Genomic DNA, 26,655 nt, shown 5'->3' with positions numbered 1-26,655 from the left:
GCCCGGATTCTGGTCCATATCCTTGGTATACGGTCAGACATCCAAACTTCGCGACGGTCATCCATCGCAAACTGACGAGGCCATTATCAGAAAGGCAATCCAATGTCCATGGCAGAGCGCCCAAAATGGCGGATATTCTGTCAATAGGAAGCAGCAGGCTCGAACGCAATTTTAGAATAACCGGCACGGAACGCCAATCTCCGTCGCAAAATGGCAAAAGACCTTTGAACGGATGCGTTACTGATGCATAAAAGTGCGATCCTGCGCCTGGAAATCAATGTCGATTTCAGAACAGGATACTGCTCTCGAAAATCGTGGAACAAAACGCTCTGCCGAGGTCATCTGACGTGACCGGACGCTCTGCAAAGGATTGAATGATGCGGAAATATTCAGTGTTTGCTTTGGCCCGCGAGGCATTGCGTGCCCACAAGGGGTGGGACCAGCAATGGGCCTCGCCCGAACCCAAGTCGGAATATGACGTCATCATCGTTGGCGCTGGCGGACACGGTCTTGCCACCGCCTACTATCTGGCCAAGGAACATGGCATCACCAATGTCGCGGTTCTGGAAAAGGGCTGGCTTGGCGGCGGCAATACCGGCCGCAACACCACGATCATCCGCTCAAACTATCTCTATGACGAATCGGCTGGCATTTATGAGCATGCGGTCAAATTGTGGGAAGGTCTGAGCCAGGATCTCAATTACAACGTCATGTACTCGGCGCGTGGCGTCATGATGCTGGCGCACAATATTCACGACGTTCAGGTTTTCAAGCGCCATATCCATGCCAACCGATTGAACGGCATCGACAATGAATGGCTGACGCCGGAGCAGGTCAAGGAATTCTGCCCGCCGATCAATCTGTCCGCCGACGCGCGCTATCCCATCATCGGCGCGGCTTTGCAGCGGCGCGGGGGCACCGCCCGCCATGATGCTGTCGCCTGGGGTTATGCCCGCGCGGCTGCCGATCGCGGCGTTCACATCATCCAGAACTGCGAAGTGACGGGTATTCGCCGCGCAGCGAATGGCGCGGTTGTCGGTGTCGATACCAATCGCGGTCCGATCAATGCCAAGAAGGTCGGTGTGGTGGCCGCTGGCCATACCTCTGTCATCATGAATATGGCCGGTGTGCGCATGCCGCTGGAAAGCTATCCGCTGCAGGCGCTGGTATCCGAGCCGGTCAAACCGCTGATCCCCTGCGTGATCATGTCAAACACCGTCCATGCCTATATCTCGCAGTCGGACAAGGGCGAAATGGTCATTGGTGCCGGAACGGACCAGTACACCTCCTATTCCCAGACCGGCGGCCTGCACATCATCAACCACACGCTCGACGCGATCTGCGAAATGTTCCCGGTGCTGACGCGCCTGAAAATGCTGCGGTCCTGGGGCGGTATTGTTGACGTGACTCCGGACCGCTCACCAATTCTGGCCAAGACGCCGGTACCCGGCCTTTACGTGAATTGCGGCTGGGGAACCGGCGGGTTCAAGGCGACGCCCGGCTCCGGCAATGTGTTCGCCCACACGATCGCCCGCGACGAGCCGCACCGGATCAATGCGCCGTTTACGCTCGAGCGTTTCACCACCGGACGCCTGATCGACGAAGCCGCTGCCGCTGCCGTGGCGCACTGACAGATTCAAGAAACGAGACGACGACAATGCTTCTCATCAAATGCCCCTATTGCGAAGAAGAGCGCCCGGAACTGGAATTCCGCAATGCGGGTGAAGCGCATCTCGTGCGCTCCCCGGCCATATCGGAACAGTCAGACGACGACTTTGCCGCCTTCCTGTATTTCCGCCAGAACCCAAAGGGGCTCCAGTTCGAACGCTGGCGGCATATCCATGGCTGCGGACGCTTCTTCAACGCGGTGCGCGATTCAGTTTCCGACAAGTTCCTGACCGTCTACAAGGCGGGCGAGCCGCGCCCGGATGTCGAAGCGCTGCTCAATCCGGAAGCCGCTTCCGTGTCTGCCACCGCCGCTGAACCTGCAAAGAAACGCGCGCCCCGCGCCAAGAAAGCGGAGCTGTAAACCCATGAGCACCCCATCCCATTCCGGAAGCAACCGCATTGCTGGCGTTGGCCGTCTGGTCCCGGCGAAAACCGTTCGCTTCACCTTTGACGGGCAGAGCCTGACAGGCCTTGAAGGCGATACGCTGGCTTCGGCGCTGCTTGCCAACGGTATTCATCTGGTCGGCCGCTCCTTCAAGTATCATCGTCCGCGCGGTATTCTTTCAGCCGGCAGTGAAGAGCCGAACGCGCTTGTCGATGTCGAGCGGGACAAATCCCGCAAGCAGCCGAATGTGCGGGCAACCGTGCAGGAGATCTATGACGGGCTGATGGTCAAGTCGCAGAACCGCTGGCCGTCGCTGACCTTCGATGTCGGCGCGGTCAACGACGTGTTCTCGCCCATGCTGCCCGCAGGTTTCTACTACAAGACGTTCATGTGGCCGAAGTTCGCGTGGAAAACCATTTACGAGCCAAAGATCCGCGCTGCGGCCGGTCTAGGCGTTGTGCCCGGTGAAGCCGATACGGATCGCTATTCCAACCGCTTCGCCCATTGCGATGTGCTTGTGGTCGGTGCCGGTGCTGCTGGTCTCGCCGCTGCGCTGAGCGCCGCGCAGACGGGCGCCAAGGTCATCATCTGCGACGAGCAGCCGGAAGCAGGCGGTGCCTTGCGTTATGAGACCGATGTCACTGTCGACGGCAAGCCGGGCTATGACTGGGCGACGGAAACGCTGGCAACGCTGCGCTCCATGGAAAACGTCACGGTTCTCACCCGCACGACGGCGTTCGGTTACTACGCCCAGAACTTTGTCGGCCTGGTCGAGCGGATCAGCGATCATCTGAGCAATCCGGGTTCTGACATGCCGCGTGAACGCCTCTGGCAGGTTCGTGCCAAGAAGGTCATTCTGGCAACCGGCGCCATCGAGCGGCACATGGTTTTCGCCAACAACGACCGTCCCGGCATTTTGCTGGCTTCGGCGGCGCGCACCTATCTCAACCAGTATGGTGTTGCAGTCGGCCGCAACGTCGGGGTCTACACTGCCAATGATTCCGCCTATGCGGCGGCCATTGATCTGAAGCGTGCCGGTGTCGATGTTCCCGTCATTGTCGATACGCGTGACAATCCATCCTCGCCGGTTATCGAGGAAGCCCGTTCTCTCGGCATCGATGTTGTGACCGGCCATGCGGTGTTCAGGGCCGGTGGCAAGCGCCGTGTGTCCTCCATCAGCATTCGCCCGAACAAGGGTGGCAATGAGCGCAAGGTTGTTGTGGATGCGCTGATCATGTCTGCTGGCTGGACGCCCTCCGTGCATCTGTTTTCGCAGTCGCGCGGCAAGGTGGCGTGGGATGCCGCCAATGAGCGGTTCCTGCCCGGTACCTATGCGCAGGATTGCGTCTCTGTCGGTGCCTGCAATGGCAGCGATGGATTGCAGCAGGCGTTGGATGAAGCAGTTGCTGCTGGCGGCAAGCTTGCCGGTGAGGCCGGGTTCAAAGGCAAGGCCAAGGCGATCAAGGCAACCGGTGGTACGGACTGGATACTCGGCATGATCGGCTCGGCGCCGGGTGCCGGTGCCGATACGACGGTCAAGGCTTTCGTCGATTTCCAGAACGATGTGACTGCCAAGGATGTCCGTCTTGCGGTGCGTGAAGGCATGCATTCCATCGAGCACGTCAAGCGCTTCACCACCAACGGCATGGCTACCGATCAGGGCAAGACCTCCAATCTGCACGGATTGGCGATTGCCGCAGAAGCGCTCAACCGGCCGATTCCGGCCGTGGGCCTGACGACGTTCCGCGCCCCTTTTACACCGGTTACATTCGGCGCGATCGTCAATCACGCACGCCATGACCTGTTTGATCCTACTCGACGCACGCCGATGCATGCCTGGCATGCGGCGCAGGGAGCGGCTTTCGAAGATGTCGGGCAGTGGAAGCGCGCCTGGTACTATCCGCAGGCGGGCGAAGACATGCATGCGGCGGTGAATCGTGAATGCGTAGCCGTGCGCAATCAAGCCGGTATCTTCGACGCCTCGACACTTGGCAAGATCGAATTGGTTGGGCCTGATGCGGCAAAATTCCTTGAACTGCTCTACACCAATCCATGGGAAAAACTGGGTGTCGGCCGTCTGCGCTACGGTATCATGCTGCGCGAAGACGGTTTCATCTATGATGATGGTGTCGTTGGCCGCTTGGCCGAGGACCGGTTCCATGTGACGACCACGACAGGCGGTGCACCACGCGTCATGCACCATATGGAAGACTATCTGCAGACGGAATTCCCGCATCTCAACGTCTGGCTGACCTCAACCACCGAGCAGTGGGCGGTTATTGCGGTACAGGGCCCGAAAGCCCGTGAAATCATCGCACCGCTGGTTGAAGGTATTGATCTATCCAATGAAGCCATGCCGCACATGAGCGTACGGGAAGGCAAGATATGCGGTGTGCCGACGCGGCTGTTCCGCATGTCCTTCACCGGTGAAGCGGGCTATGAAATCAACGTGCCTGCCGATTATGGTCAGGCGGTTTGGGAAGCCATTTATGAGCGTGGCAAGCCATTGGGTCTGACGCCCTATGGCACCGAAGCCATGCACGTGCTGCGCGCCGAGAAGGGATATATCATCGTCGGTCAGGATACGGACGGCACTGTCACGCCGCAGGATGCGGGCCTGACCTGGGCTATCGGCAAGAATAAAACCGATTACGTCGGTATTCGTGGCTTGCTGCGCCGGGATCTGGTGGCCGATGGCCGCAAACAGCTGGTTGGCTTGAAGACCAAGGACGCGCATGTGGTTCTGGAAGAGGGCGCGCAAATCGTCGCCAACCCGAACCAGCCGGTGCCGATGACAATGATCGGCCATGTGACCTCATCCTACTGGTCGCAGAATTGCGGCCGGTCGATCGCGATGGGTCTGGTGATTGACGGAACAAAACGGCTAGGCGAAACGCTCTATGTGCCGATGCCAAACGGTGTGATCGAAGTGGAAGTGACCGGAACGGTGTTCTTCGACGAAAAGGGAGAACGGTTGAATGGCTGACCTTGCACAAACAGCGGAACGCGCACATCCCCTCCAGACCGGCTATGCCGGGGTTGGTTCCGTATCGGTGACCCTCGCGGATAATGCTACCCGCGTCTCGCTGCGGGCACGGCCGGATGCGGTGGCGGCGTTGTCCAAGGCGCTCGGACTTTCCCTGCCGCTGAAACCCAAGACAACAGCCGCGAAGGGAAACCGTATGGCCCTGTGGATCGGCCCGGACGAATGGCTGATTATCGATGCGGACGGCAGTTCGCTGGTGGCCGATCTCGCCAAGGTGAAGGTGCTGCATTCCGCCGTCGACGTCTCCCATCGCAATGTCGGGATCATTATCTCCGGCAAGGGCGCTGATGCGGTCGTGAACGGCGGATGCCCGCAGGACCTGTCATTGGGCGTATTTCCGGTTGGAGCGGCTTCGCGCACGGTTCTCGGCAAGATTGAGATCGTTCTGTTGCGGACCGGCGAGGATACATTCCGGGTTGAATGCTGGCGCTCGTTCTCGGGCTATGCTTACAGCTTCCTGCAGGAATCGGCCCGGGATGTGGCTGTCTGATCATAAGACTTACACTGGCTCAACCATCGTGCGTGGTTCGTGGTTCGACAAGCTCACCATGAGGGAGAGTGGTGCTGTAGGGCTAATCGGAAACACAGTGCTACGTTCAATCTTGCAGAACATGACTCCCTGCAGTCCTCACTCTCCCTCATGGTGAGCTTGTCGAACCACGCACGCATAAAATGCAGTGATAATTTTTCCACATGATTGGGTGGTTCTTGACAGCTTCACGTAATAATAGTGTGCAGATTGCTTCCGGGCGGAGCCGTCGATCACAATTGTGCCGTCCTTTGCCATAATGAGGATGCCGATGGCTGCCGATTCGCGCGGTCGCGTCGCGAGAGTGTTCCATGGCCGTCAAAAAGCGCCTTGTCATCAACTTCACAGGCTATGAAGGACTGCACCCCGATGCCGTGCGTGGGCGCTATCTGAACTCTTCGGCTGATTTCAATGCGCTCTGGCATGCGAAGACGAAGGCAAGCCCCATGCAGCCGGAGGGACCGAACATCGCCTCCATGCGGCTGGAGACAAAGGGCGCGAACTGGGACGTCGAAACCGAGTTCTGCCAGTACGGCACGGCCGATGTCTTTGACACCTATTCGGCGCGCAATGTCGTCACGCGTTTTGCCACCGGTCTCATGGCCTTTCTCGATATTCTGATCACGGGCACATTCGGGCGTTATCTCAGGACCAGCTGGCGCTTCTGCATCTTCTTCATGTGGCCCTTTGCGCTGACCTGTTTCATTTCGCTTGTCGCTTTGGGCGTAGGGCTGGGACCATTGTTTGGCGGTTTCAGTGCCTATCATCTGATCTGGACCATTCCTCTTTCCCTCGCCATCGCGCGTTTGCTGATCCGCTGGCCGGGGGAAAAGGTCTTTCTATCCTATCTCCTGGATGATTGGGCAGCCGCTTCTGACCGGATCTATAGCCGCAATCCGGCATTGCTGGAGCGGCGCAAGGCTTTTGCCGAACATCTCGCACGAAAGCTGCGTGAAAGCGATGCGGATGAAGTCGTCATCATCGGGCATAGCCTCGGAACGGTACCGGCGGTGGAGGCGCTTGCCGATGTCTGGCGCAATGCGCCGCAACTCATCAGGCAGCGGCCTGTTTCTCTGCTGGCAACCGGGTCGTGCCTGTTGATGATCGCCTTTCATCCGAGAGCCACGCAGCTGCGCGAGGATATCAGGGTTGTCCTGCAGGAAACGCCGGTTCTCTGGGCCGAGTATCAGACAATTGCCGATATCGTGCATTTCTACAAATCCGATCCTGCGAAAGCACTCGGGATCATTCCACGCAATGAACCCCTGATCCGGCGCATACGCTTCAAACACATTCACAGTGCCAAGCGCTATGCGCGGGCACGGAAAAACTTTTTCAAGATGCATCTGCTGTTTTTGAAGGGCGCCCAGATACGCAATGCCTATGACATGGGCATGTTCGTGCAGGGACCGTTCGCTTTTCAGGGCCTTGTGCTGAATGACAGCGCCGCGCCGCTGGACGATGCTGGCAGGCTCCCGAACGCCGCCTGAGCCGACTATCAGTCCATTTCCGGTGGATGTTCGAGCACTGCAATGGTCAGCCAGTTGGCAACCAGAGCCGGCTTGATCGAACCTTCGATCTCCAGCGTTACTTCGTAGTTGTTGAGGACACGGCCGGAGGGGCGGATATCCGCATCTATCAGCTTGAAGCGCGCACGCACCTGTTTGCCTGATTTGACCGGCGCCATGAAACGCACCTTGTCGAAGCCGTAGTTGATGCCCATCGTGGCACCCTCGATCATGGGCAGGGCTTCGTAAGCCAGTGTGGACAGCAGCGAGATGGTCAGGAAGCCGTGGGCAATGGTGCCGCCAAACGGTGTTTCCCTGGCCCGTTCCGGATCGGTATGGATGAACTGATGATCATCCGTTGCATCGGCAAACATGTTAATCATGTCCTGGCTGACCACACGCCATTCCGAACAGCCCATCTCTGTACCAATGCCAGCCTTCAACTGCTTGAGCGTGATCGGTTCTTTCATGATTTCTGGGCTTTCCGAAAATTTGGGGTCAGATCATCGATCTGGCAGTCGATAGCCTCTTATGCGGCAAAAGTCATCCCTTACACCACCGGACATAGAAACAGCCGCCATTGCACAAGCATGATACGCGGAATTTAAAACATCTGTTTTACAGGGTGGAGGTTCGGATGGTGGGCGTGACAGGGATTGAACCTGTGACCCCTACGATGTCAACGTAGTGCTCTCCCGCTGAGCTACACGCCCATCCGACAGGGGCGCATACACCATATTGATTTCAGTCCGTCAATAGGTGTTGGAAGAAGTTGTCAGGCTTTCTTCACCGGAGCGGGTGGATAGGGCCTTTGATCAGGCCGCTACCAGCATTTTTTCAATTTCATTGACAAGATCACGCAGGTGGAAAGGCTTGGAAAGCACTTTCGCATCCTTCGGAGCTTTCGAATCGGAGTTCAGCGCCACGGCAGCGAAGCCGGTGATGAACATGATCTTCAGATCCGGGTCAATTTCCGATGCACGGCGCGCCAGTTCGATGCCGTCCATCTCCGGCATGACAATGTCCGTGAGCAGCAGTGAAAACGGCTCCTCACGCAATCTGTCATAGGCACTTGCGCCATTGTCGAAAGGCGTGACGTGGTATCCTGCCTTCTCCAGCGCCTTCACAAGGAAGCGCCGCATATCATTGTCATCTTCTGCTAGAAGGATTCTCTTCATCAGTCCGTCCGAATTGTCTATCGCCTGATCATCCCCAGACAGGCGTCCCATCACTGTTAACAAGACGCTTTTTTGGTAAAGATCGCGTGAATGATTTGCTGAAAATAAGGGGGAACCCCGGAAAAGTCGAGGAAGATCGCTGTTACGGCGCTGAAGAATTCAGATCGGGGGATCGCACCATAAAAGTTCCTTCCCTTTGACGGCAGATCAATTCCCTCCGGCGCGAACTTGCTCTAAAGTAGCTGTATATTCAAGCAAACCTTCGAAGTGAATAATGACCATCGAGCGTGATTTCCCTGACAAGCTGCCCTATGAACTGCGGCGACCGGCTGAACAGCGTATTCCGTTTGTTTTCAATTCACCGCACAGCGGTCAGGTTTACCCGCCGGCTTTCCTCCAGCAGTCACAGCTGGATGCACAAACGATTCGCCGGTCGGAAGACTGTTTTGTCGATCAGCTTTTTGCCGCCAGCGTGATGCTGGGCGCGCCGATGCTTGTGGCGCATTTTCCGCGCGCCTATCTCGACGTCAATCGCGAGCCCTATGAGCTGGACGCGAAAATGTTCAGCGATTCGCTTCCTTCCTATGCCAATGCAAATTCTGCCCGTGTTGCCGGTGGCCTTGGTACAGTTCCGCGCCTTGTCGGGGAAGGTCAGGAAATCTACGCGCAGAAACTGCCTGTCGAGGAAGCGCTCGGGCGTATCAACACGATCTACAAGCCCTATCATGCACTCCTCGCCGAGGTGCTGGTGGAAACGCGCAGCCGCTTTGGCTACGGCGTGCTGGTCGATTGTCATTCCATGCCGACGGGGATCCGATTCCCGGAAAGCGGTTTGCGTCCGGATTTCATCATCGGTGACCGCTTTGGCACCAGTTGTTCACCGGAATTGTCCAATGCTGCAATCCACCTGCTGCGCGAGATGGGTTACGCGGTGACACACAACAAGCCCTATGCGGGTGGCTACATAACCGAGCATTACGGGCGCCCGCTCAAGCGGTTCCATGCGCTGCAGATCGAGGTCAATCGCGGGCTCTACCTCAACGAGCACAATTACGAGCGGAAATCGGGATTCAATCAGCTGCAACGCGACATCAGTCAATTCCTGGCCGATCTTGTGTCGCTTCCGGACTTTCATTTCCTCGATGTTCCACTCGCCGCGGAATAGCGACGTGGCGCGTTCACCCGCTTGAAAACAAAAAAAGACCGCGCAAGTGCGCGGTCCAAGTCTAGGGAGGAAACGCCCAAGGAGGGCATAGACAGGTCGCCCCGTCTGTTAACCAATCTATGCTGCATCGCACAAATGTCAAGCGATTTGTGCGGTTTTTTAAGCACGATAATTATGTGCCTAAAAAAAATGCAAAAATTTAGCCGACAATGCAGTTAAATGAGAAAATTTTGATCGTGAGGAACCACTTTGGCCATTGAACTTTCGTTTTTGAGGCAAATTGCACAGGTTGCGGCAGAACAAACGCTACCCCGTTTTCGCACCATTTCGTCCATCGACAACAAATATCAGGTCGGATTCGATCCGGTTACCGAAGCGGACAAAGAAGCTGAACGGGCGATTCGCGCGTTGATCAACAGAACCTACCCTGACCATGGAATCATGGGAGAGGAGTTCGGTTCAGAGAATCTTGCCGCCTCACATGTCTGGGTGATCGATCCCATCGATGGGACCAGGGCATTCATTTCTGGGCTTCCTGTGTGGGGCACGCTTGCGGGTCTGACCATTGACGGCGATGCGGTGGCTGGCGTTATGGCGCAGCCTTTTACCGGCGAACTCTTCATGTGCGACGGTGTAGCCTCCTACTACGAAGGGCCGGGCGGTCCGCGCCAGCTGAAAACCAGGCAGAATCCTGATATCGCTCAGGCGACGCTGTTCACCACGACGCCCGCACTGTTCAAGGACAAGAAGCGCGAGGCCTATGATCGTGTGGAGCGGAGCGTACGCATGCCGCGTTATGGTGCCGACTGTTACGGCTATGCCATGATTGCCGCCGGTTTTGTCGATCTGGTGGTTGAGACCGCCTTGCATCCCTACGATATTGTTGCGCTGGTGCCGATCATCGAAAAGGCTGGCGGCGTGATCACCAACTGGGACGGCGGTCCGGCGGAAAAGGCCGGCGATATCGTGGCGGCGGGTTCGAAGGAATTGCACGAACAGGCGCTGGAGCTTCTCAACCGCTGAGATTGGTCTAGAGCCTATCCTGCTTAAATAGAACCGTTCTGTTTAAACAGGATAGGCTCTAGGTGGCCTGTTCGTTTTCGCTTTCTGTCATATCGCCGCCGGTTCCCGGAATAAAAGCATCGAAAGCCGCAAAAAACTGTTCGCGATAGAAGTCCTTTTCCTGAAGGATTTCATGTCTTGCGCCGTCGATCGTGATCAGCGTGGCATTGCGCAATTGCAGGGCGAACCGCTCAATCGCCGGTGTGGAGACGATTCGGTCTGCGCCGGCCGCAACAACAAGCGTCGGAATGCGTATGGCCTCAATATAATCGGGCTCGGTCACCCGGCGGATCGCCTTGGCAGCGGACGCGATCCAGCCGGCTGTTGCGCCGCCAATGGCAAGTTCCGGAGCTGCTTTGAAGATCTCGTTATTGCGGACATAGCGCGCGGCGTCGGAGGTGACCTCGTTGATCGCGAAGGGTTTGGTGACCGGTTTGCCGCCGCGGATATAGACCCGGCCAAGACCGGTTGAGCGCAAGGTATTGGCGACGGCACTCAGCAGCATTTTGCCGAGGCGGCCGCCATTGACGTCGAGAAGCGGCGCCATGAGCACCAAACGGCGGATACGGTTTGCGAGAGCCGGGGCTGCGAGGAGCGCGACCAGTGCGCCGGTGGAATGCGCCAGGACATAGAACGGCCCGCGACAATCGGGCAGGAGCACACTTTCAAACAATAGTTCCAGATCACTGGCATAGTGATCGAAGCTCCTGATATGTCCGCGTGCCGGATCACGCAGCATGCGGCTTGATCCGCCTTGGCCGCGCCAGTCGAAAGCGGCAACCGTAAAGCCGCGTTTCGTAATATCGCGAACAGTCTCGAAATACTTTTCAATGCATTCGTTGCGGCCCTGCAGGATGACCACTGTGCCCTGAACAGGATGCGTGGTGGCTGGAAAGATCGCATAGCGGAGTTCCTTGCCGCTTTTGAGCGGCAATGTATCAACGCGTGCATCTTGCGGTGTCGGATTGGCGGCTGTTTCGACAAGCGGGTGGGTCATTGGTTACCGGTCAGTCCTTGTCCCGCCTGTGAGGGGATCGCACGGGTGCATTTGCATCTTTTGATAAAATGCATGGCAATAAAGGTCAAACAGGGGTTCTCATAAAAACAAAAAAATGACCGGAAACCCTTGGAAGAGCTTCCGGTCAGTACATTCCAGGCGGAAGGGACGTTACACCTGAAACGATCTTAAAATCAGTAGTCGTTCGCGGGGCGAATCTCGATGCTGAAACCATTGTCGCTGCGGCGGTCGCGGTAGCCGCGACGATCACCCATCACACGGGTATCAAGTATGTCGCCATCGCGGGACACGGTGACCAGCACCGGTGTGCCACGGCGCCATGCCTGAACAAAATAACGGCCGCGCTCAAAGTTCACATCACGGACGCGGTAACCACGGCGTTCCAGCATACGGCTCACTTCGCGGGGTCCAATCTGGTCACGGAAGCGTTCTTCGCGGCGCCATTCTTCACGGCGATCACCATAGAAGCGGCGGTCCTGAACGAGCATGCCGCCAACGTCACCACCATCATCCAGATAGACTGTCCGGTCGCCGCGATAGAACCCGTCATCGGCCATGGCCGAGGCAGAAAAGCCTGTGACCAGCAGGGCGGCGGCAGTCAGTGCAAGAACAGTCTTTTTCATCATCTCGTCCTTTGTGGTGCCGGAGTGTTTCCGGCGTTGGTTGTGTTTATAGTCAGGGACGTGTGAACGTATCCCGAAGGGCGCGTTCATATTGCGTTCATCGCTGCCGAGGGGCATTCGGCCGACTAAAAGCCGCGAAATCCAGCGGCAGAATAGGGCTTGAAATGGCTCTGGCGCCTTACCAAATACCTGATGTGACCGCCATAACGGGGTCACTGGTTCAGCGGGACTTGCCATTGAGGGAGTCTCTTAAAGAGCCAGAACACGCAACATTGTCGCTCTAAAGGAGGGCTTACTATGCGTCACGTGGATTTTTCCCCACTCTATCGTTCGACTGTCGGTTTTGACCGGCTTTTCACCATTCTTGATTCGCTGGCTCAGCCAGACGGTGCTCAGTCCTATCCGCCCTATAATATTGAGCGGACCGGCGAGAACACCTATCGCATCACCATGGCCGTTGCCGGCTTCTCGGAAGATGAAATCCAGATCGAAGCCCATCGCAACCAGCTCAAGGTGACCGGCGAGAAAGGTGCTGAAACATCGGACGACAGTGCTGAAACACTGTATCGCGGCATAGCTTCCCGCGCGTTCGAACGCCGCTTCCACCTTGCCGATTTCGTTGAAGTCAGTGGTGCCAGCCTGAAAAACGGCTTGCTGCACATTGATCTCAAGCGCGAAATTCCCGAGGAAATGAAGCCGCGCAAGATCGCTGTGACTGCCCTGTCTGAAAAGACAGCCAAGCAGATCGAAGCCAAGACGACGAACTAAGTCTTTATGGCTTGAGTGAAAGAAGCGGCGCGTTTGCGCCGCTTTTTTTATGCGATGAGGTCGCCGAAGCGGCTGATCTCTGCAGAGGTCGTGGCAAAGCTTGTGACGAAACGGGTGATTGTCTCATCCTCCGCAACGAGGCTCTTTTCGGCATGGGGCGTGTGCCAGTCATAGAAAACAGCGCCTGCAGCCTGCAGTTTCGCCGATGTCTGCTTTTTCATGATGGCGAACACTTCATTGGCACGCGGCTGCCAGGCCAGGCGCAGATCGTTCGAATTGCTGATCAGCTTCGCCAGTTCCGCCGCCTTGGCATTGGCATGCGCTGCTGTTTCCAGCCATAGCCCGTCGGCAAAATAGGCCTCGAACTGGGCCGCGATGAAGCGGGACTTGGAAAAATTCTGCGCGGACCGCATGCGGATATAGGGCAGCTGCTTTGCCTGTTCAGGATTCATGAACACCAGTGCTTCCGCACACCAGCAGCCGTTCTTGGTGCCGCCGAAAGACAGAATATCGACACCCTGTTTCCATGTCATCTCGGCCGGTGAACAGCCAAGCGAGACAAGCGCATTGGCAAAACGGGCGCCATCCATGTGCAGCGGCAGTCCATTTTCCTTGCAGATTGCTGAGATTGCCGCGATGTCGGCCAGTTCATAAATTGTGCCGCTTTCGGTCGACTGCGTAATCGAAACACTCATCGGTTGGCCAGCATGAACATGGCCCTTGGGGAAGCCGTTCATTGCTGCTTTCAGATTGTCGATAGCAATGTGGCCGGTTGGCCCATCTACTGCCTGGACCCGTGCCCCGTTCGCAAAAAAACCGGGTGCTCCTGCTTCATCCGCTATCATGTGTGCTTCGCGGTGGGCAAAGGTAATACCGCCGGGGCGGACGATGCTTGCCTGCGCCAGCGAATTCGCCGCTGTTCCTGTCCCGACAAAAAAGACGGCGACGTCGCGTTCGAAAATTTCGCTGAATGTTTTCTCGACGGCGCGGTCCAGATCGCTCGTACCGTAGGCGGAAGCGAAGCCGCTGGCATGCTTGTTCAGATTCTCGGCAATTTTCGGATGGGCTCCGGCCCAGTTATCGGATGCAAAATGCATGAAATGACCTCGGATATGGAACTGACGCCGCCACGCTTACGCTTTTCCATTCTGGCTGAAAAGAAGAAGATGGTTGCTTTCTCGCAGTTGGCGCTTGGTGAGCGCGGCGGAACTGCCTGTTTTCTCTCGTATATTTAGGGGAAACCGCCTGTTTCGCAATGAAAGGCATAATTGTGCGTACTTGGCGCAATGATATTTCGTCCAATGCTGTTATTTTTTGCTTTTCCATCTTGTTTGTTTGGAATTATTCTGGCATACGAGGATATGACAGCAATGCTGTCCTAATTTGCATGATCCGAACGTAGGACGGCAAGCAAAGATGCTTCCGTCCTCAAAATGGTGACCGCAGTTTGCTATCGGAAGATATGCCGCACCGGAAGGGGCAGGAATATATGCTATTCCGTCCTGCGAGAAATTGACCGCCCCACGGGGCCTATTTGGAGGAATTGACGATGTCGGATTTGACGCCATCTGTAACGACTGAACTTGCTCAGGCCGTACAGACTCGTGCGGTCAAAACCAATAAATCGTCTGGAATTCCCGCCCGACAAGGCCTGTATGATCCGCGCAACGAGCATGACGCCTGCGGTGTTGGCTTTGTCGCGCATATGAAGGGCGTGAAGTCCCACAAGATCATTGAAGACGGGCTGTTCATGCTCGAAAACCTGACACATCGCGGCGCCGTGGGCGCTGACCCGCTGATGGGTGATGGCGCGGGCATGCTCGTGCAGATCCCCGATGCGTTTTTCCGCGCGGAATGGGCAGAGAAGGGCGTGGAACTGCCGCCAGTCAATCATTATGCGGTCGGCTATCTCTTCATGCCGCAGGATGCCGAAGAGCGCGCCCATATTGAAACCGTCATCACGGAAGTCATCGCCTCGGAAGGTCAGACGCTGATCGGCTTCCGCGATGTTCCTGTCGACAATTCCTCCCTGTCCAAAGCGCCGCATATTGCGGCAACGGAACCTTTCCACCGTCAGGTGTTCATCGGACGCAACCCGAACATCGAAACCAATGAAGATTTCGAAGGCCGGCTCTTTATCCTGCGCAAGGTGATTTCGAACCGTATCTACCAGGAGAACGGCGGCAAGGAGAGCGATTTCTATGTCGTGTCCATGTCGGCGCGAACCATTGTCTACAAGGGCATGTTCCTCGCCTATCAGGTTGGTGCCTATTACAAGGACCTGAAGGATCCGCGCTTTGTCAGCGCGGTGGCGCTGGTGCATCAGCGGTTCTCGACCAACACGTTCCCGTCATGGAAGCTGGCGCACCCCTATCGCATGGTTGCGCATAATGGTGAAATCAACACCCTGCGTGGCAATGTCAACTGGATGGCGGCGCGTCAGGCTTCGGTCGACAGCGAATTCTTTGGCAACGACATTTCGAAGCTCTGGCCGATCTCCTATGAAGGTCAGTCCGACACGGCCTGTTTCGACAACGCGCTGGAATTCCTGTTCCAGGGTGGTTACTCGCTTGCGCATTCGATGATGATGCTCATTCCCGAGGCTTGGTCGGGCAACAAGCTGATGTCCGACGACCGCAAGGCTTTCTACGAATATCATGCCGCCCTCATGGAGCCATGGGATGGACCCGCGGCGGTTGCCTTCACCGATGGCCGCCAGATCGGCGCGACGCTGGATCGCAATGGCCTGCGTCCGGCGCGTTACCTCGTCACGGATGATGATTTTGTCATCATGGCGTCGGAAGCCGGCGTGCTGCCTGTGCCGGAGGAAAAGATCGTCAAGAAGTGGCGGCTCCAGCCGGGCCGCATGCTGCTGATCGACATGGAAAAGGGTGAGATCGTCTCCGATGACACGATCAAGTCCGAGATCGCCAACCGCCACCCCTACAAGACGTGGCTGAAGAACACGCAGCTCATTCTCGAAGAGTTGAGCCCGGTTGAGCCGCGCGCCTTGCGCAAGGATGTCAGCCTGCTCGATCGTCAGCAGTCCTTCGGCTATACGCAGGAAGACACCAAGCTCCTGATGGCGCCGATGGCTACGACGGGTCAGGAAGCCATTGGTTCGATGGGTACGGACACGCCGATCTCGGCCATGTCCGACAAGTCGAAGCTGCTTTATACCTATTTCAAGCAGAACTTTGCACAGGTCACCAACCCGCCGATCGATCCGATCCGCGAGGAACTGGTGATGAGCCTTGTCTCGTTCATCGGTCCGCGCCCGAACATTTTTGATCTGGTCGGTACGTCCCGCCGCAAGCGTCTGGAAGTGCGCCAGCCGATCCTGACCAATGGCGATCTGGAAAAGATCCGCTCCATCGGCCACACCGAAGATCGCTTCGACACGAAGACGCTGGATATCGCCTATAATGTCGAGGAAGGCGCGGCTGGCATGACCGGTGCGCTGGAGCGTCTGTGCGATCGCGCCGAAGCGGCCGTACATGGCGGCTACAACATCATCATTCTGTCCGACCGTCAGGTGGGGCCGGACCGGATTCCCATCCCGGCGCTTCTGGCGACAGCGGCTGTCCATCATCATCTCATCCGCAAGGGCCTGCGCACCTCGGTTGGTCTGGTCGTGGAATCGGGCGAGCCGCGCGAAGTGCACCATTTCTGCTGCCTGGCCGGATACGGTGCGGAAGCAATCAACCCCTATCTGGCTTTCGACACGCTGCTCGACATGCACAAGCGCGGTGAGTTTCCGCCGGAGGTTGATCCTAAGGAAGTCGTATCGCGTTACATGAAGTCGATCGGCAAGGGCATTCTCAAGGTTATGTCCAAGATGGGCATTTCCACCTATCAGTCCTATTGCGGTGCGCAGATTTTCGATGCGGTCGGTCTCAAGTCGGAATTTGTTGACCGCTTCTTCTTTGGAACGGCAACAACGATCGAAGGCGTTGGTCTCGAGGAAGTGGCCGAGGAGACGGTTCGCCGCCACCGCGATGCATTCGGCAACGATCCTGTCCTGATCAGCACGCTGGAAGTGGGTGGGGAATATGCCTACCGCATGCGCGGCGAGGCACATCTCTGGTCACCGGATGCCGTTGCCAAGTTGCAGCACGCGGTTCGCACGGACTCGGCCACGACGTTCAAGGAATATTCTGATCTCGTGAACAGCGAGTCTGCCCGGGCCCAGACCATTCGCGGTCTCTTCAAGATCAAGATGGCTGAAGATGCCGGGCGCAAGCCTGTCTCCATCGATGACGTTGAACCGGCCAAGGAAATCGTCAAGCGGTTCTCGACCGGCGCCATGTCGTTCGGCTCGATCAGCCGCGAAGCGCATACAACGCTCGCTATCGCCATGAACCGGATTGGCGGCAAGTCGAACACAGGTGAGGGCGGCGAAGAGCCGGATCGCTTTTATCCGCTGCCGGATGGCAAGCCGAACCCGGAACGTTCTGCCATCAAGCAGGTCGCATCGGGACGCTTCGGCGTGACGACGGAATATCTCGTCAACTCCGACATGATGCAGATCAAGGTTGCGCAGGGCGCCAAGCCCGGCGAAGGCGGCCAGCTGCCCGGCCACAAGGTCGATGCAACGGTTGCCAAGACCCGTCACTCGACACCGGGCGTTGGCCTGATTTCGCCGCCGCCACACCATGACATCTACTCCATCGAGGATCTGGCGCAGCTCATCTACGATCTGAAGAACGTCAATCCGGAAGCGGATGTCTCGGTCAAGCTGGTATCGGAAGTGGGCGTGGGCACAGTTGCAGCAGGCGTTGCCAAGGCGCGTGCCGATCACATCACCATATCGGGCTATGATGGCGGAACGGGTGCGTCGCCGCTGACCTCGCTGAAGCACGCCGGTTCCCCATGGGAAATGGGTCTTGCCGAGACACAGCAGACGCTGGTGCTCAACGGTCTGCGTTCCCGCATCGCCTTGCAGGTGGATGGCGGTCTGCGCACCGGCCGTGACGTGATCATCGGCGCTTTGCTCGGTGCTGACGAATTCGGCTTCTCCACGGCGCCGCTGATTTCTGCTGGTTGCATCATGATGCGCAAGTGTCATCTCAACACCTGCCCTGTCGGCGTGGCAACACAGGACCCTGTCCTGCGCAAGCGTTTCAAGGGCACGCCGGAGCACGTCATCAACTTCTTCTTCTTCATGGCGGAAGAGGTGCGGCAGTTTCTGGCGGACATGGGATACACCAGGCTTGAAGAGATCGTCGGCAAGGCCGAGCTTCTCGGAAAGCGCGAGATGATCGATCACTGGAAAGCCAAGGGCCTCGATTTTACCCGTATTTTCCACAAGCCGGAAGCGCCGGAGGAAAAGACGCGCTGGACCGAACGGCAGAACCATCCGATCGTCGATATTCTGGATCGCAAGCTGATCGAACAGGCGATGCCTGCACTGGAAAGCAAACTTCCGGTCAAGATCGAAATGCCGATCAAGAACGTCGATCGTTCGGCAGGTGCGATGCTTTCTGGCGAGGTGGCCAAGCGCTATCGGCACAAAGGCCTCAAGGAAGATACGATCTCGGTCAAGTTCACCGGCACGGCTGGACAATCCTTCGGCGCATTCCTGGCGCGGGGTATTTCGTTTGAGCTGATTGGTGACGGCAATGATTATGTCGGCAAGGGCCTGTGCGGGGGACGTATCGTCATTCGTCCGCCGGACGATACGAAAATCGTGCCCGAGGACTCCATCATCGTCGGCAATACGGTGCTCTACGGCGCCATCGAGGGTGAGGCCTATTTCCGAGGTGTCGCGGGTGAACGTTTTGCGGTCCGCAACTCAGGCGCCATTGCCGTGGTTGAAGGAACGGGTGATCATGGCTGCGAGTACATGACTGGCGGTGTCGTGGTGGTCATCGGTCAGACGGGACGCAACTTTGCGGCGGGCATGTCCGGCGGCGTGGCCTACGTCCTTGATGAAGCCGGTGACTTTGCCCAGCGCTGCAACATGGCGATGGTGGAGCTTGAACCGGTGCCGGAAGAGGACGATATCCTCGAGAAACTGCACCATCACGGCGGTGATCTGGCCCATAAGGGCCGTGTTGATGTCTCGGCCAATATGACCAGACACGATGAGGAACGCCTTGTGCAGCTCATCTCGAACCACATGCATTACACGGGCTCGGGCCGGGCAAAGGAAATTCTCGACAACTGGGAAACCTTCCGGCCGAAATTCGTGAAAGTCATGCCGGTCGAATATCGCCGCGCGCTCGAAGATATGGAGCGCATGCGGATGGGTGTCGCAGCGGAATAAAATCAACGCACTCCCTGCTTCGAGCGTCATCAGGATGATGCTCGGCATGGGGTCCAATGCTGCCCAGACCCAACGAAGGGAACGGGTGGTCCTCCAAGGGTGAGGGGAGCAGTTTTATGGGTAAGGTTACAGGTTTTCTAGAGATCGACCGGCAGGTTGGAAAGTATCAGCCAGCGTCTGACCGCATTCGCCATTTTCGGGAATTCACCATTCCCATGACTGACGGCGAAGTGAAAAAGCAGGCGGCGCGCTGCATGGATTGCGGCATTCCGTTCTGCCACGGGCCGACAGGCTGCCCGATCCACAACCAGATTCCTGACTGGAACGATCTCGTCTACAACGACAATTGGGACGAGGCGATCCGCAACCTGCATTCCACCAACAATTTCCCTGAGTTCACAGGCCGTATCTGCCCGGCACCGTGCGAGGAAGCCTGCACGCTCAATCTGGAAGACGTGCCGGTTTCCATCAAGACTGTGGAACAGGCAATTGCCGACAAGGCCTATGAAAAGGGCTTCATCATTCCGCAGCCAGCAGCGTCGAAGACAGGCAAGAACGTTGCCGTCATCGGGTCTGGCCCTGCTGGAATGGCCGCTGCACAGCAGCTTGCCCGCGCGGGCCATGAAGTACACGTCTATGAGCGTGAGAGCCGCGCCGGTGGTCTGCTGCGCTATGGTATCCCGGATTTCAAGATGGAGAAGCATTTCATCGATCGGCGCGTGGCGCAGATGGAAGGTGAGGGCGTTACCTTCTTCTATGGCGTCAATGTCGGTATCGACAAGCCGGTGCGGGAACTGCTCGACACCTATGACGCAGTGCTCTATTGCGGCGGCGCGGAAACACCTCGTCCGGCAGGCATCCCAGGGGCCGAGCTTGAAGGCGTTCACGATGCGATGAACTATCTCGTGCAGCAGAATCGCCGGGTTGGCCGCGAGAACATCGAATCCGTGGCTTGGCCGAGCGATTCCATCGTTGCTTCAGGCCGCCATGTGGTCGTGGTCGGCGGTGGTGATACGGCTTCCGACTGTGTCGGCACGGCGTTCCGTCAGGGCGCGGTCAAGGTCACTCAGCTCGATATCCGTCCGCAGCCGCCTGAGAAGGAAGACAAGCTCAGCGTCTGGCCCTACTGGGCGACAAAGATGCGTACATCCTCTTCGCAGGCTGAAGGTGCAGACCGTGAGTTCCAGGTGGCAACACTTGAATTCATTGGCGAAAATGGCACGTTGACGCATGTCAAATGCTGTGAGGTCGACGAGGCACGCAAGCCTGTTCCCGGCACGGAATTCTATATCAAGGCGGATCTGGCATTTATAGCCATTGGTTTCTCCGGTCCGTTCGAGACCAGCGTGGTCAAGGAACTCGGCGATGCACTGGAGATGCGTGCGGATCGCCGCGGCAACCGTTCGCTTGTGGCCAATGACAAGGACTACCGCACCAGCGTCGACAAGCTCTTTACAGCGGGTGATATCCGCCGCGGCCAGTCGCTGGTCGTCTGGGCGATCCGTGAAGGCCGACAGGCAGCACAGGCCATTGACGAGGCGCTGATGGGCGCATCGGTTCTGCCGCGCTGATCAAAAGACTTGACCCTTCCGCAGCGGAAGGGTCACCGCATCCACGATCATTTCGTCGTTGCTTCGGGTTTTCTGGGCCAGGAATAATCATTGATCCGGCCCGGTTGGGCTTCGGGTGCCGCACCTTGCATCAGCAGTTTGTCCTGCGCCGACTTGTCCGCAGGCGTGCCCTTTGGCGCCGCGCCGAGAAGATCGGTTCCACCATCCAGTTCCGGGTCATTCAGGCTGATCGGCGCGATACGATCGATTTTAACAGGTGCCTGCGGTGTTTCGGGCAGCGCCTGCACGGGTGAACCGGGCTTGATGGCGGCAATGGCCGGCGATGTTGCATTGCCTAGCATCTGCCGTAATGGCTTTTCCGCATAGAAGGCGAGTTTGCGTTTGCCAGCCGTAGTCAGTCCGACGCCATCATTGTTACGCAGGCGCGCGGTCTGCCCCGACACGTCGAAGCCGGACAGCGTAAAGCTGCCGCTCTGGTCGACAAAGCCCTCCCAGACGTCGACGAATTTGCCGTCGGCCTTTTCCGTTGCGCTGCGATAAAGCTCGTTGAACGCCAGCAAATCATTGGTCATGTTCTTGAATTTGAACGAAGGCTGCCCGACCCAGACAACGGGGCGACCGGTCTTCTTTACCGCTTCCAGGAATCCCTTGATCCGCGTCTGATACTGCTTTGCCCATTCTTCGCTTTGCAGTGCCGGTCCATTGACGAATTGCTGGCGGTCATTCGCACCGATCATCATCACGACGACGGCCGGCTTTTCCGCCTCGATCAGACTGCCCACCGTGGCTGGCCAGTCGCGGTGATCGCTGCGGACAAAGCCGGACGAACCATCGCTCTTGTCGACAACCCGTACGCCGGGCGAATCCATGAAGGCTGCGTCAAGCCCTTCGGCCAGCCCGCTGGCCATGAAATCGCCGATGACGAGGATGGTCTTGGCATCAGCGAGTTTGGATGGAATGACGGGTTCGGCAGCAGGCGCGGCGTTTCCACCCGCGGGTGCGGTCGGCTGTGGTTTCGGGCGTTCTGCCCGTTTGGTGGTGCGGTTCTTCGGCGGGCGGGCGGGCCGGTTGTTCTCATCAAAGATCATCCGGTCCGTATTCTCGCGATAGACCTCACGGCGCGAGCCGAACAGCATATCAAGCAGGGTGCGCTCCTGCGCTGCGGCGATGTCGGAAAAAACAAGCGCACCGGCTGCACCGAGTGACACGGATACAACAAGGCAACGAATCAGACGAGCCGGTCGCTTCATTGTACCCATGACGTTTCCAAACCTTATCGCTTGCGGATAACGGTCAATACTTCCTTGCTGGGATGACCGTCCGGATCGAGGCCCATCTTCTTCTGGAACGCCTGGATGGCATCCCTTGAACCAGAGCCGATTTTTCCGTCCACTTCGCCGTCATAATAGCCCAATGCGCGCAGATGAGTCTGCAATTCTTCGCGCTCCTTCATCGAAATCGGCGTGAACGGGCGGTTCCAATCCTGATGCAGGGCAGGTGCGCCGCCAATCTGGTCGGCGAGAAGGCCGACGGCAAGCGCATATTTGTCGGCATTGTTGTAGTTCTTCAAAACGAAGAAGTTGCGGGTCATCAGAAACGCAGGACCTTCACGGCCGTCAAGCACTTTCAGTTGTGCCTTTCCTTCGCCGCGCGGGAAGGGCTTGCCATTGGCGCGAACGACGCCGAGGCTCTGCCATTCCGCCAGGGTGCGTGAACCGGCGGGGAATTTGCGTCCTGCCGGAAGTGTCACTTCATAGCCCCACGTCTGACCGGACTGCCAGCCATTCTTCTTCAGAAGATTGGCAGCGGTGGCCAGTGCATCGGGTATCGATGTCCAGATGTCGCGTTTGCCGTTGCCGTCCATATCGACGGCATAGGCAAGATAACTGGTCGGAATGAACTGGGTATGTCCCAGCGCACCTGCCCACGAACCGGTAAGGTGACTGCGGTCAATATCGCCGGTCTGCAGGATTTTCATGGCAGCAATCAGCTGGGTGCGGGCATATTTTGCGCGGCGCTCGTCGGCATAGGCCAGTGTCGCAAGGGAGCGCACGGCATCGCGCATGATATCGTTGCGCTGCATTGCCTCACCGTAATTGGTCTCCATGGACCAGATCGCCAGCAGAACATTGCGGTCAACGCCGAAGGATTTCTCGATCGCGGCGAGCCAGCGGCTGTACTTGCGCGCCATTTCGCGGCCAGTGGTGATGGAATGTTCGTTGACGCGATTGTCGACGTAGTCCCATACCGGCGCGGTGAATTCCGGCTGAAATGACGCTTTCTGCAGGACTTCAGGATCAATCTCCGTAACACCCGCAAAAGCACGCTGGAACGTTGACGCGGAAATGCCGCTCTGCATGGCAGTTGTGCGGAAGCCGGCGATCCAGCCCTGGAATTTTGCATCGGCGGAGGCATTCGTGGCCGTTACTGCAAAAGCCAGGCTCGCGGTTGCGGCCAAAATCATGATGCGCTTTGCGAAAGCCGACGGACTCTCAAACATGTTGTCTCCTTGAACTGTGCTGCCACCTATTCCGATCAAACGATAAATTACGCACATCAAAGTTAGTAATTAGTTTACCATGGTCTCCGGGCAAGACCTATTCATATGATGGGAAGCTGCCTGACCGCATCGGGTGCCCAATATCTGGTCATCCATGCGGGAACATTACCGAGCGAAAAAAATCTTTATTGCGCCGCACAAACTATTTTCATTCTTTGCGGTTCTAATGTCCATTACCAATGTTAACTGACTATTGTGTAGAGATGGGGAGCATATTGTGACTACAGCGAAAAAAATCCGCAAAGCCGTTTTTCCAGTCGCAGGTTTTGGTACCCGCGTTCTTCCGGCAACCAAGTCCATTCCGAAAGAAATGCTGACTGTTGTCGACAAACCGGTCATTCAGTATGTGGTGGATGAGGCCCGCGAGGCCGGTATCGAACACTTCATTTTCGTGACTGGCCGCAACAAGGCGGTCATCGAGGATTATTTCGATGCCCAGTACGAATTGTATTCAACCTTGGCCGAGCGCGGCAAGACGGCATTGCTCGACGAACTGCAAAGCATCCAGCCGGGGCCCGGCACGACCAGTTTCACCCGTCAGCAGGTGCCGATGGGCCTCGGTCATGCGGTGTGGTGCGCCCGCGATATCGTTGGCGACGAGCCGTTCGCGCTGCTTCTGCCTGACATGATCATGCAGCCGGAGAAGAATGGCTGCCTCGCCGATATGGTGGAGCTCTATAATCAGGCAGGCGGCGGCAATATCGTCGCCGTGCAGGAATGCGATCCGGAAGAAGCGCACAAATACGGTATTGTCGGCAAGGGCAAGGATGTCGGCAACGGTTTCGAACTGACCGAGATGGTGGAGAAGCCAGCCAAGGGTACGGCGCCTTCCAACCTCTACATCAATGGCCGCTATATCCTGCAGCCGGAAATATTTGACATTCTGGAGCATCAGGAACGCGGTGCCGGCAATGAAATCCAGCTGACCGACGGCATGCTGAAACTGACCAAGGAGCAGGATTTCTACGGATATCATTTCCGCGGCCGTACCTATGATACGGGTTCGAAGGAAGGTTTCGTCGAGGCCAACGTGGCTTTCGCCCTGTGGCGCAATGACATCCGCAACGGTGTCATCGACAATATCGGCAATATGCTGAAGACCATCCAGCCGCGCAAGGATTGAGATGTTTGAGGAGGGACGGGATGCAGAAAACAGCTGGTTCTTCACCCCCCTCTGTCCTGTCGGACATCTCCCCCACAAGGGGGGAGATCACATCGACATTGACTATCTCACTCAAAATTCAACTCTCGAAGATTAGCTGAAACAGCCATGAAGGCTGATCTCCCCCCTTGTGGGGGAGATGCCCGACAGGGCAGAGGGGGGTGAATATCTATCTAACATATACATAATCACGCGCACGGGTCATGCGACCTGACTTGCTGAACCGCCAACAGTCTTTCTACCGCTGCAGCGTCAGCCCCATATAGACGCTGCTTTCAGTTGTCTGACGGGTATCGACCTCGCTGCGTGTTATGCGGTGACGGGCACTGACATCAAGGCCAAGGAAGCGGTTGAACCAGTAGGTCGCGCCGACTTCCGCGCCGAAGCCCTTGTCGAGACCGCTGCCATCCTTGTTGTCGCGCAGCGACGCCGTCAATTCCGCATTGACGCTCAGATTGGACCGGATCTGCCGTTTGACCCCCAGCCTTCCCTCGTAAAAGATGGAGCCGCTGTCATTGGGTGCCGTGGCACCCTCGACGCGGGTGAGCAGACCGAGATTGACATCCGTACCGCGCTGCGGCGACCACTTGATCGCTCCATCCACGCTGAAGCCGTCTACATCCGACAGCCTGTTGTCATCAATGCCCTGACGCAGATAACCCAGCGCCAGTTCACCTGACAGTTTCTCACCGAAATCAGCCTCGATGCCGCCGCGCAGCGCCGTGCGCATGCCGGAGCGGCGATAGCCGTTCGAGTCCTCGGTCAGGTCATACATCAGCTTGCCGATTTCAACTTCGGCGAATGGCTTGATGGCCGGTGACATTTCAAAGCCGCCACGCAGGGCGACGCTGGCGAAGGTGTTGTCGCGATCTTTCTGGCTGATCGTCGTCCCATCAGGAAATTCAGCCCGCCCATAGGTGGTGTGGTCGACCTTGCCTTTGACCTCGCCAAAGAACCGGCCGAACTCGTGCCGTACGCCCAATGTGGCATCCAGTTCCTGCACGGCAGGCCGGTTCGATGCGCCGGTAACGGCAGTCGGCGCGCTGGCGTCCTCCTGCCTGTAGCGATAGCCGCCTTCACCGGTGACAGTCGTCCGCTCGCCAAGATCAAGCTTGAAGCCGCCGCGTAACCCGATATTGGGTGCCGAATAATCCTGGCCAGACAGCGTCTTGTCATAGGTGCCATCGAAGTCAAGAAACGCGGAATGGCGCGACCAATCGGTCGTGGCGCGCATCCTTAGCCGGGTTTCCGAGAGGATCGCACTCTTGCCGTCCGAACTATCATCGGCATTGGTCGTGGCCCGAATGCCCTGGGAGATGGACGGACGCAGCGTGACCGTCCCGGCTCTGATACCGAGCGGTGCAAAGGGTTCAGGATCCGGTTTTACAAAGCGGCGCTCAAGAGCCGGCTCAGGCAGATTGTCCTTGTCCGTACGCTGAGCCTTGGGATTGCTGCCTGTCTCGTCCTCCAGTGCGCCTGTAGTGAGTGCATCCGGCGTCTGCCCAGCGCGCAGAGACGGCTGAGCCGGGCGTGTCCGCTGGGTTGCCGCTGTCGCGCGATCAGCGGGAAGCGGTATGTCGGTCGGGACCGTCGCGGGTGGAGGATTGAGACCGCCACTGTTGTCCACGGGCCCGGATGGCGGCGAACCATCATTCACCGGCACACCGTTCAAACCAAGGTTTCCGGCATCCGCATCGGGCAGGGCGCCGGGGCTGATGGGCTGATAGGGATCAGACGGAATGCCGGCATCACCGGTACCAGCGAGCGCCGGGGCACTAACTGCAGGCCGGGGAGCCGGGCGGGGCGGAGTATTCTGCTGGGTCTGCAGGACATTTTCGTCCACCGATCCGCGCAGCGGCGTTGCCTGCTGGGAAAATGCTGTTCCACCTGAAACAAACGCAACGCCGCTCATCAATCCCGTCCACAGACAGAGATTGATCACAGATTTGAAGCTGCCGCGGTACGGCGGTGCTTCGATGCGTGGTTGCCGATGATGCATGAAATAGCATTGCCAATGAGTTCGAACCTTTATGGAGCGTAAACTGTCATGGTTAATGACTAGTTTCCGGTTGCACCACGCGGCCTGTTTCAAAGCTGCGTTGCAACAAAAAATGGACAGCGCGCCAGCAAAGCGCTAACGGTTC

Annotated in this window: 20 protein-coding genes and 1 tRNA gene; 12 read left to right on the top strand and 9 right to left on the bottom strand. The window is 57.5% G+C overall.

The features are described 5' to 3' along the window. Positions 1-377: 377 nt before the first annotated feature. The 5 genes from FHW16_RS23970 to FHW16_RS23950 all read left to right on the top strand — a co-directional run bounded on the left by FHW16_RS23970 (position 378) and on the right by FHW16_RS23950 (position 7,118). Positions 378-1,631, top strand: a complete 1,254-nt coding sequence (locus tag FHW16_RS23970; RefSeq protein WP_182551809.1) for a sarcosine oxidase subunit beta — start codon at positions 378-380, stop codon at positions 1,629-1,631. Positions 1,632-1,657: 26 nt separating this feature from the next. Continuing rightward, positions 1,658-2,029, top strand: coding sequence for a sarcosine oxidase subunit delta (locus FHW16_RS23965; protein WP_182551808.1), 372 nt, complete (start codon positions 1,658-1,660; stop codon positions 2,027-2,029). A gap of 4 nt (positions 2,030-2,033) precedes the next feature. Then, a complete protein-coding gene (locus FHW16_RS23960) occupies positions 2,034-5,039 on the top strand; it encodes a sarcosine oxidase subunit alpha (protein WP_182551807.1) in 3,006 nt (1,001 codons plus the stop codon). Further along, a complete protein-coding gene (locus FHW16_RS23955; RefSeq protein WP_182551806.1) occupies positions 5,032-5,589 on the top strand; it encodes a sarcosine oxidase subunit gamma in 558 nt (185 codons plus the stop codon). Before FHW16_RS23960 ends, FHW16_RS23955 begins: the two co-directional genes overlap by 8 nt. 350 nt (positions 5,590-5,939) lie before the next feature. Continuing rightward, positions 5,940-7,118: an alpha/beta hydrolase gene (locus FHW16_RS23950; protein WP_182551805.1), complete on the top strand. Its 1,179-nt coding sequence runs from the start codon at positions 5,940-5,942 to the stop codon at positions 7,116-7,118. 8 nt (positions 7,119-7,126) lie between these two features. On the opposite strand, the gene FHW16_RS23945 is transcribed toward FHW16_RS23950, so the two are convergent. The 3 genes from FHW16_RS23945 to cpdR form a co-directional block, all read right to left on the bottom strand. Next, entirely contained in the window at positions 7,127-7,606 is a 480-nt protein-coding gene (locus tag FHW16_RS23945; protein ID WP_182551804.1) for a MaoC family dehydratase, read from the bottom strand. Positions 7,607-7,774: 168 nt separating this feature from the next. Next, positions 7,775-7,849: transfer RNA gene (locus FHW16_RS23940), tRNA-Val, on the bottom strand. Between the two features lie 102 nt (positions 7,850-7,951). Continuing rightward, on the bottom strand, positions 7,952-8,314 hold the full coding sequence (cpdR, locus tag FHW16_RS23935) for a cell cycle two-component system response regulator CpdR (protein ID WP_091878276.1): 363 nt from the start codon (positions 8,312-8,314) through the stop codon (positions 7,952-7,954). Between the two features lie 274 nt (positions 8,315-8,588). On the opposite strand from cpdR, the gene FHW16_RS23930 reads away from it, so the two are divergent. Continuing rightward, positions 8,589-9,479, top strand: a complete 891-nt coding sequence (locus FHW16_RS23930) for an N-formylglutamate amidohydrolase (RefSeq protein ID WP_182551803.1) — start codon at positions 8,589-8,591, stop codon at positions 9,477-9,479. 249 nt (positions 9,480-9,728) lie between these two features. Next, positions 9,729-10,502: a histidinol-phosphatase gene (gene hisN, locus FHW16_RS23925; protein ID WP_182551802.1), complete on the top strand. Its 774-nt coding sequence runs from the start codon at positions 9,729-9,731 to the stop codon at positions 10,500-10,502. A 58-nt stretch (positions 10,503-10,560) separates the two neighbouring features. Here hisN and FHW16_RS23920 read toward each other — a convergent pair whose 3' ends face one another. Together FHW16_RS23920 and FHW16_RS23915 are read right to left on the bottom strand one after the other, a co-directional pair. Further along, positions 10,561-11,538 (bottom strand): alpha/beta fold hydrolase, encoded by a 978-nt coding sequence (locus FHW16_RS23920; protein WP_182551801.1) that lies wholly within the window; start codon positions 11,536-11,538, stop codon positions 10,561-10,563. A gap of 194 nt (positions 11,539-11,732) precedes the next feature. Further along, on the bottom strand, positions 11,733-12,182 hold the full coding sequence (locus tag FHW16_RS23915; RefSeq protein WP_182551800.1) for a hypothetical protein: 450 nt from the start codon (positions 12,180-12,182) through the stop codon (positions 11,733-11,735). Positions 12,183-12,479: 297 nt separating this feature from the next. On the opposite strand from FHW16_RS23915, the gene FHW16_RS23910 reads away from it, so the two are divergent. After that, positions 12,480-12,950, top strand: coding sequence for an Hsp20 family protein (locus tag FHW16_RS23910; RefSeq protein WP_182551799.1), 471 nt, complete (start codon positions 12,480-12,482; stop codon positions 12,948-12,950). 47 nt (positions 12,951-12,997) lie between these two features. Here the strand turns inward: FHW16_RS23910 and FHW16_RS23905 are convergent, their stop codons facing one another. Then, positions 12,998-14,047 carry a threonine aldolase family protein gene (locus tag FHW16_RS23905; protein ID WP_182551798.1) on the bottom strand — a complete coding sequence of 350 codons (1,050 nt, stop codon included), beginning with the start codon at positions 14,045-14,047 and terminating at the stop codon, positions 12,998-13,000. On the opposite strand from FHW16_RS23905, the gene FHW16_RS23900 reads away from it, so the two are divergent. From FHW16_RS23900 to FHW16_RS23890, 3 genes are all read left to right on the top strand, one after another. Beyond that, positions 14,042-14,185, top strand: a complete 144-nt coding sequence (locus tag FHW16_RS23900; RefSeq protein WP_182551797.1) for a hypothetical protein — start codon at positions 14,042-14,044, stop codon at positions 14,183-14,185. The two genes, FHW16_RS23905 and FHW16_RS23900, sit on opposite strands and share 6 nt — an antisense overlap. Positions 14,186-14,499: 314 nt before the next feature. After that, positions 14,500-19,218 carry a glutamate synthase large subunit gene (gene gltB / locus FHW16_RS23895; protein ID WP_182551796.1) on the top strand — a complete coding sequence of 1,573 codons (4,719 nt, stop codon included), beginning with the start codon at positions 14,500-14,502 and terminating at the stop codon, positions 19,216-19,218. 116 nt (positions 19,219-19,334) lie between these two features. Next, positions 19,335-20,789: a glutamate synthase subunit beta gene (locus tag FHW16_RS23890; RefSeq protein ID WP_182551795.1), complete on the top strand. Its 1,455-nt coding sequence runs from the start codon at positions 19,335-19,337 to the stop codon at positions 20,787-20,789. Between the two features lie 47 nt (positions 20,790-20,836). Here FHW16_RS23890 and FHW16_RS23885 read toward each other — a convergent pair whose 3' ends face one another. After that, a complete protein-coding gene (locus tag FHW16_RS23885) occupies positions 20,837-22,039 on the bottom strand; it encodes a DUF459 domain-containing protein (RefSeq protein ID WP_182551839.1) in 1,203 nt (400 codons plus the stop codon). A 23-nt stretch (positions 22,040-22,062) separates the two neighbouring features. Then, on the bottom strand, positions 22,063-23,289 hold the full coding sequence (locus FHW16_RS23880) for a lytic murein transglycosylase (protein ID WP_182551794.1): 1,227 nt from the start codon (positions 23,287-23,289) through the stop codon (positions 22,063-22,065). Between the two features lie 277 nt (positions 23,290-23,566). Here FHW16_RS23880 and galU point away from each other — a divergent pair, with 277 nt between their 5' ends. Beyond that, positions 23,567-24,472: a UTP--glucose-1-phosphate uridylyltransferase GalU gene (gene galU / locus FHW16_RS23875; protein WP_182551793.1), complete on the top strand. Its 906-nt coding sequence runs from the start codon at positions 23,567-23,569 to the stop codon at positions 24,470-24,472. A gap of 277 nt (positions 24,473-24,749) precedes the next feature. On the opposite strand, the gene FHW16_RS23870 is transcribed toward galU, so the two are convergent. Beyond that, positions 24,750-26,423 carry an outer membrane beta-barrel protein gene (locus FHW16_RS23870; RefSeq protein ID WP_182551792.1) on the bottom strand — a complete coding sequence of 558 codons (1,674 nt, stop codon included), beginning with the start codon at positions 26,421-26,423 and terminating at the stop codon, positions 24,750-24,752. Positions 26,424-26,655 lie beyond the last annotated feature (232 nt).

The organism is Phyllobacterium myrsinacearum, assembly GCF_014138285.1.
GTDB classification, from domain to species: Bacteria; Pseudomonadota; Alphaproteobacteria; order Rhizobiales; family Rhizobiaceae; genus Phyllobacterium; species Phyllobacterium myrsinacearum_A.
This window is presented reverse-complemented; position numbering and strand designations above follow the sequence as displayed.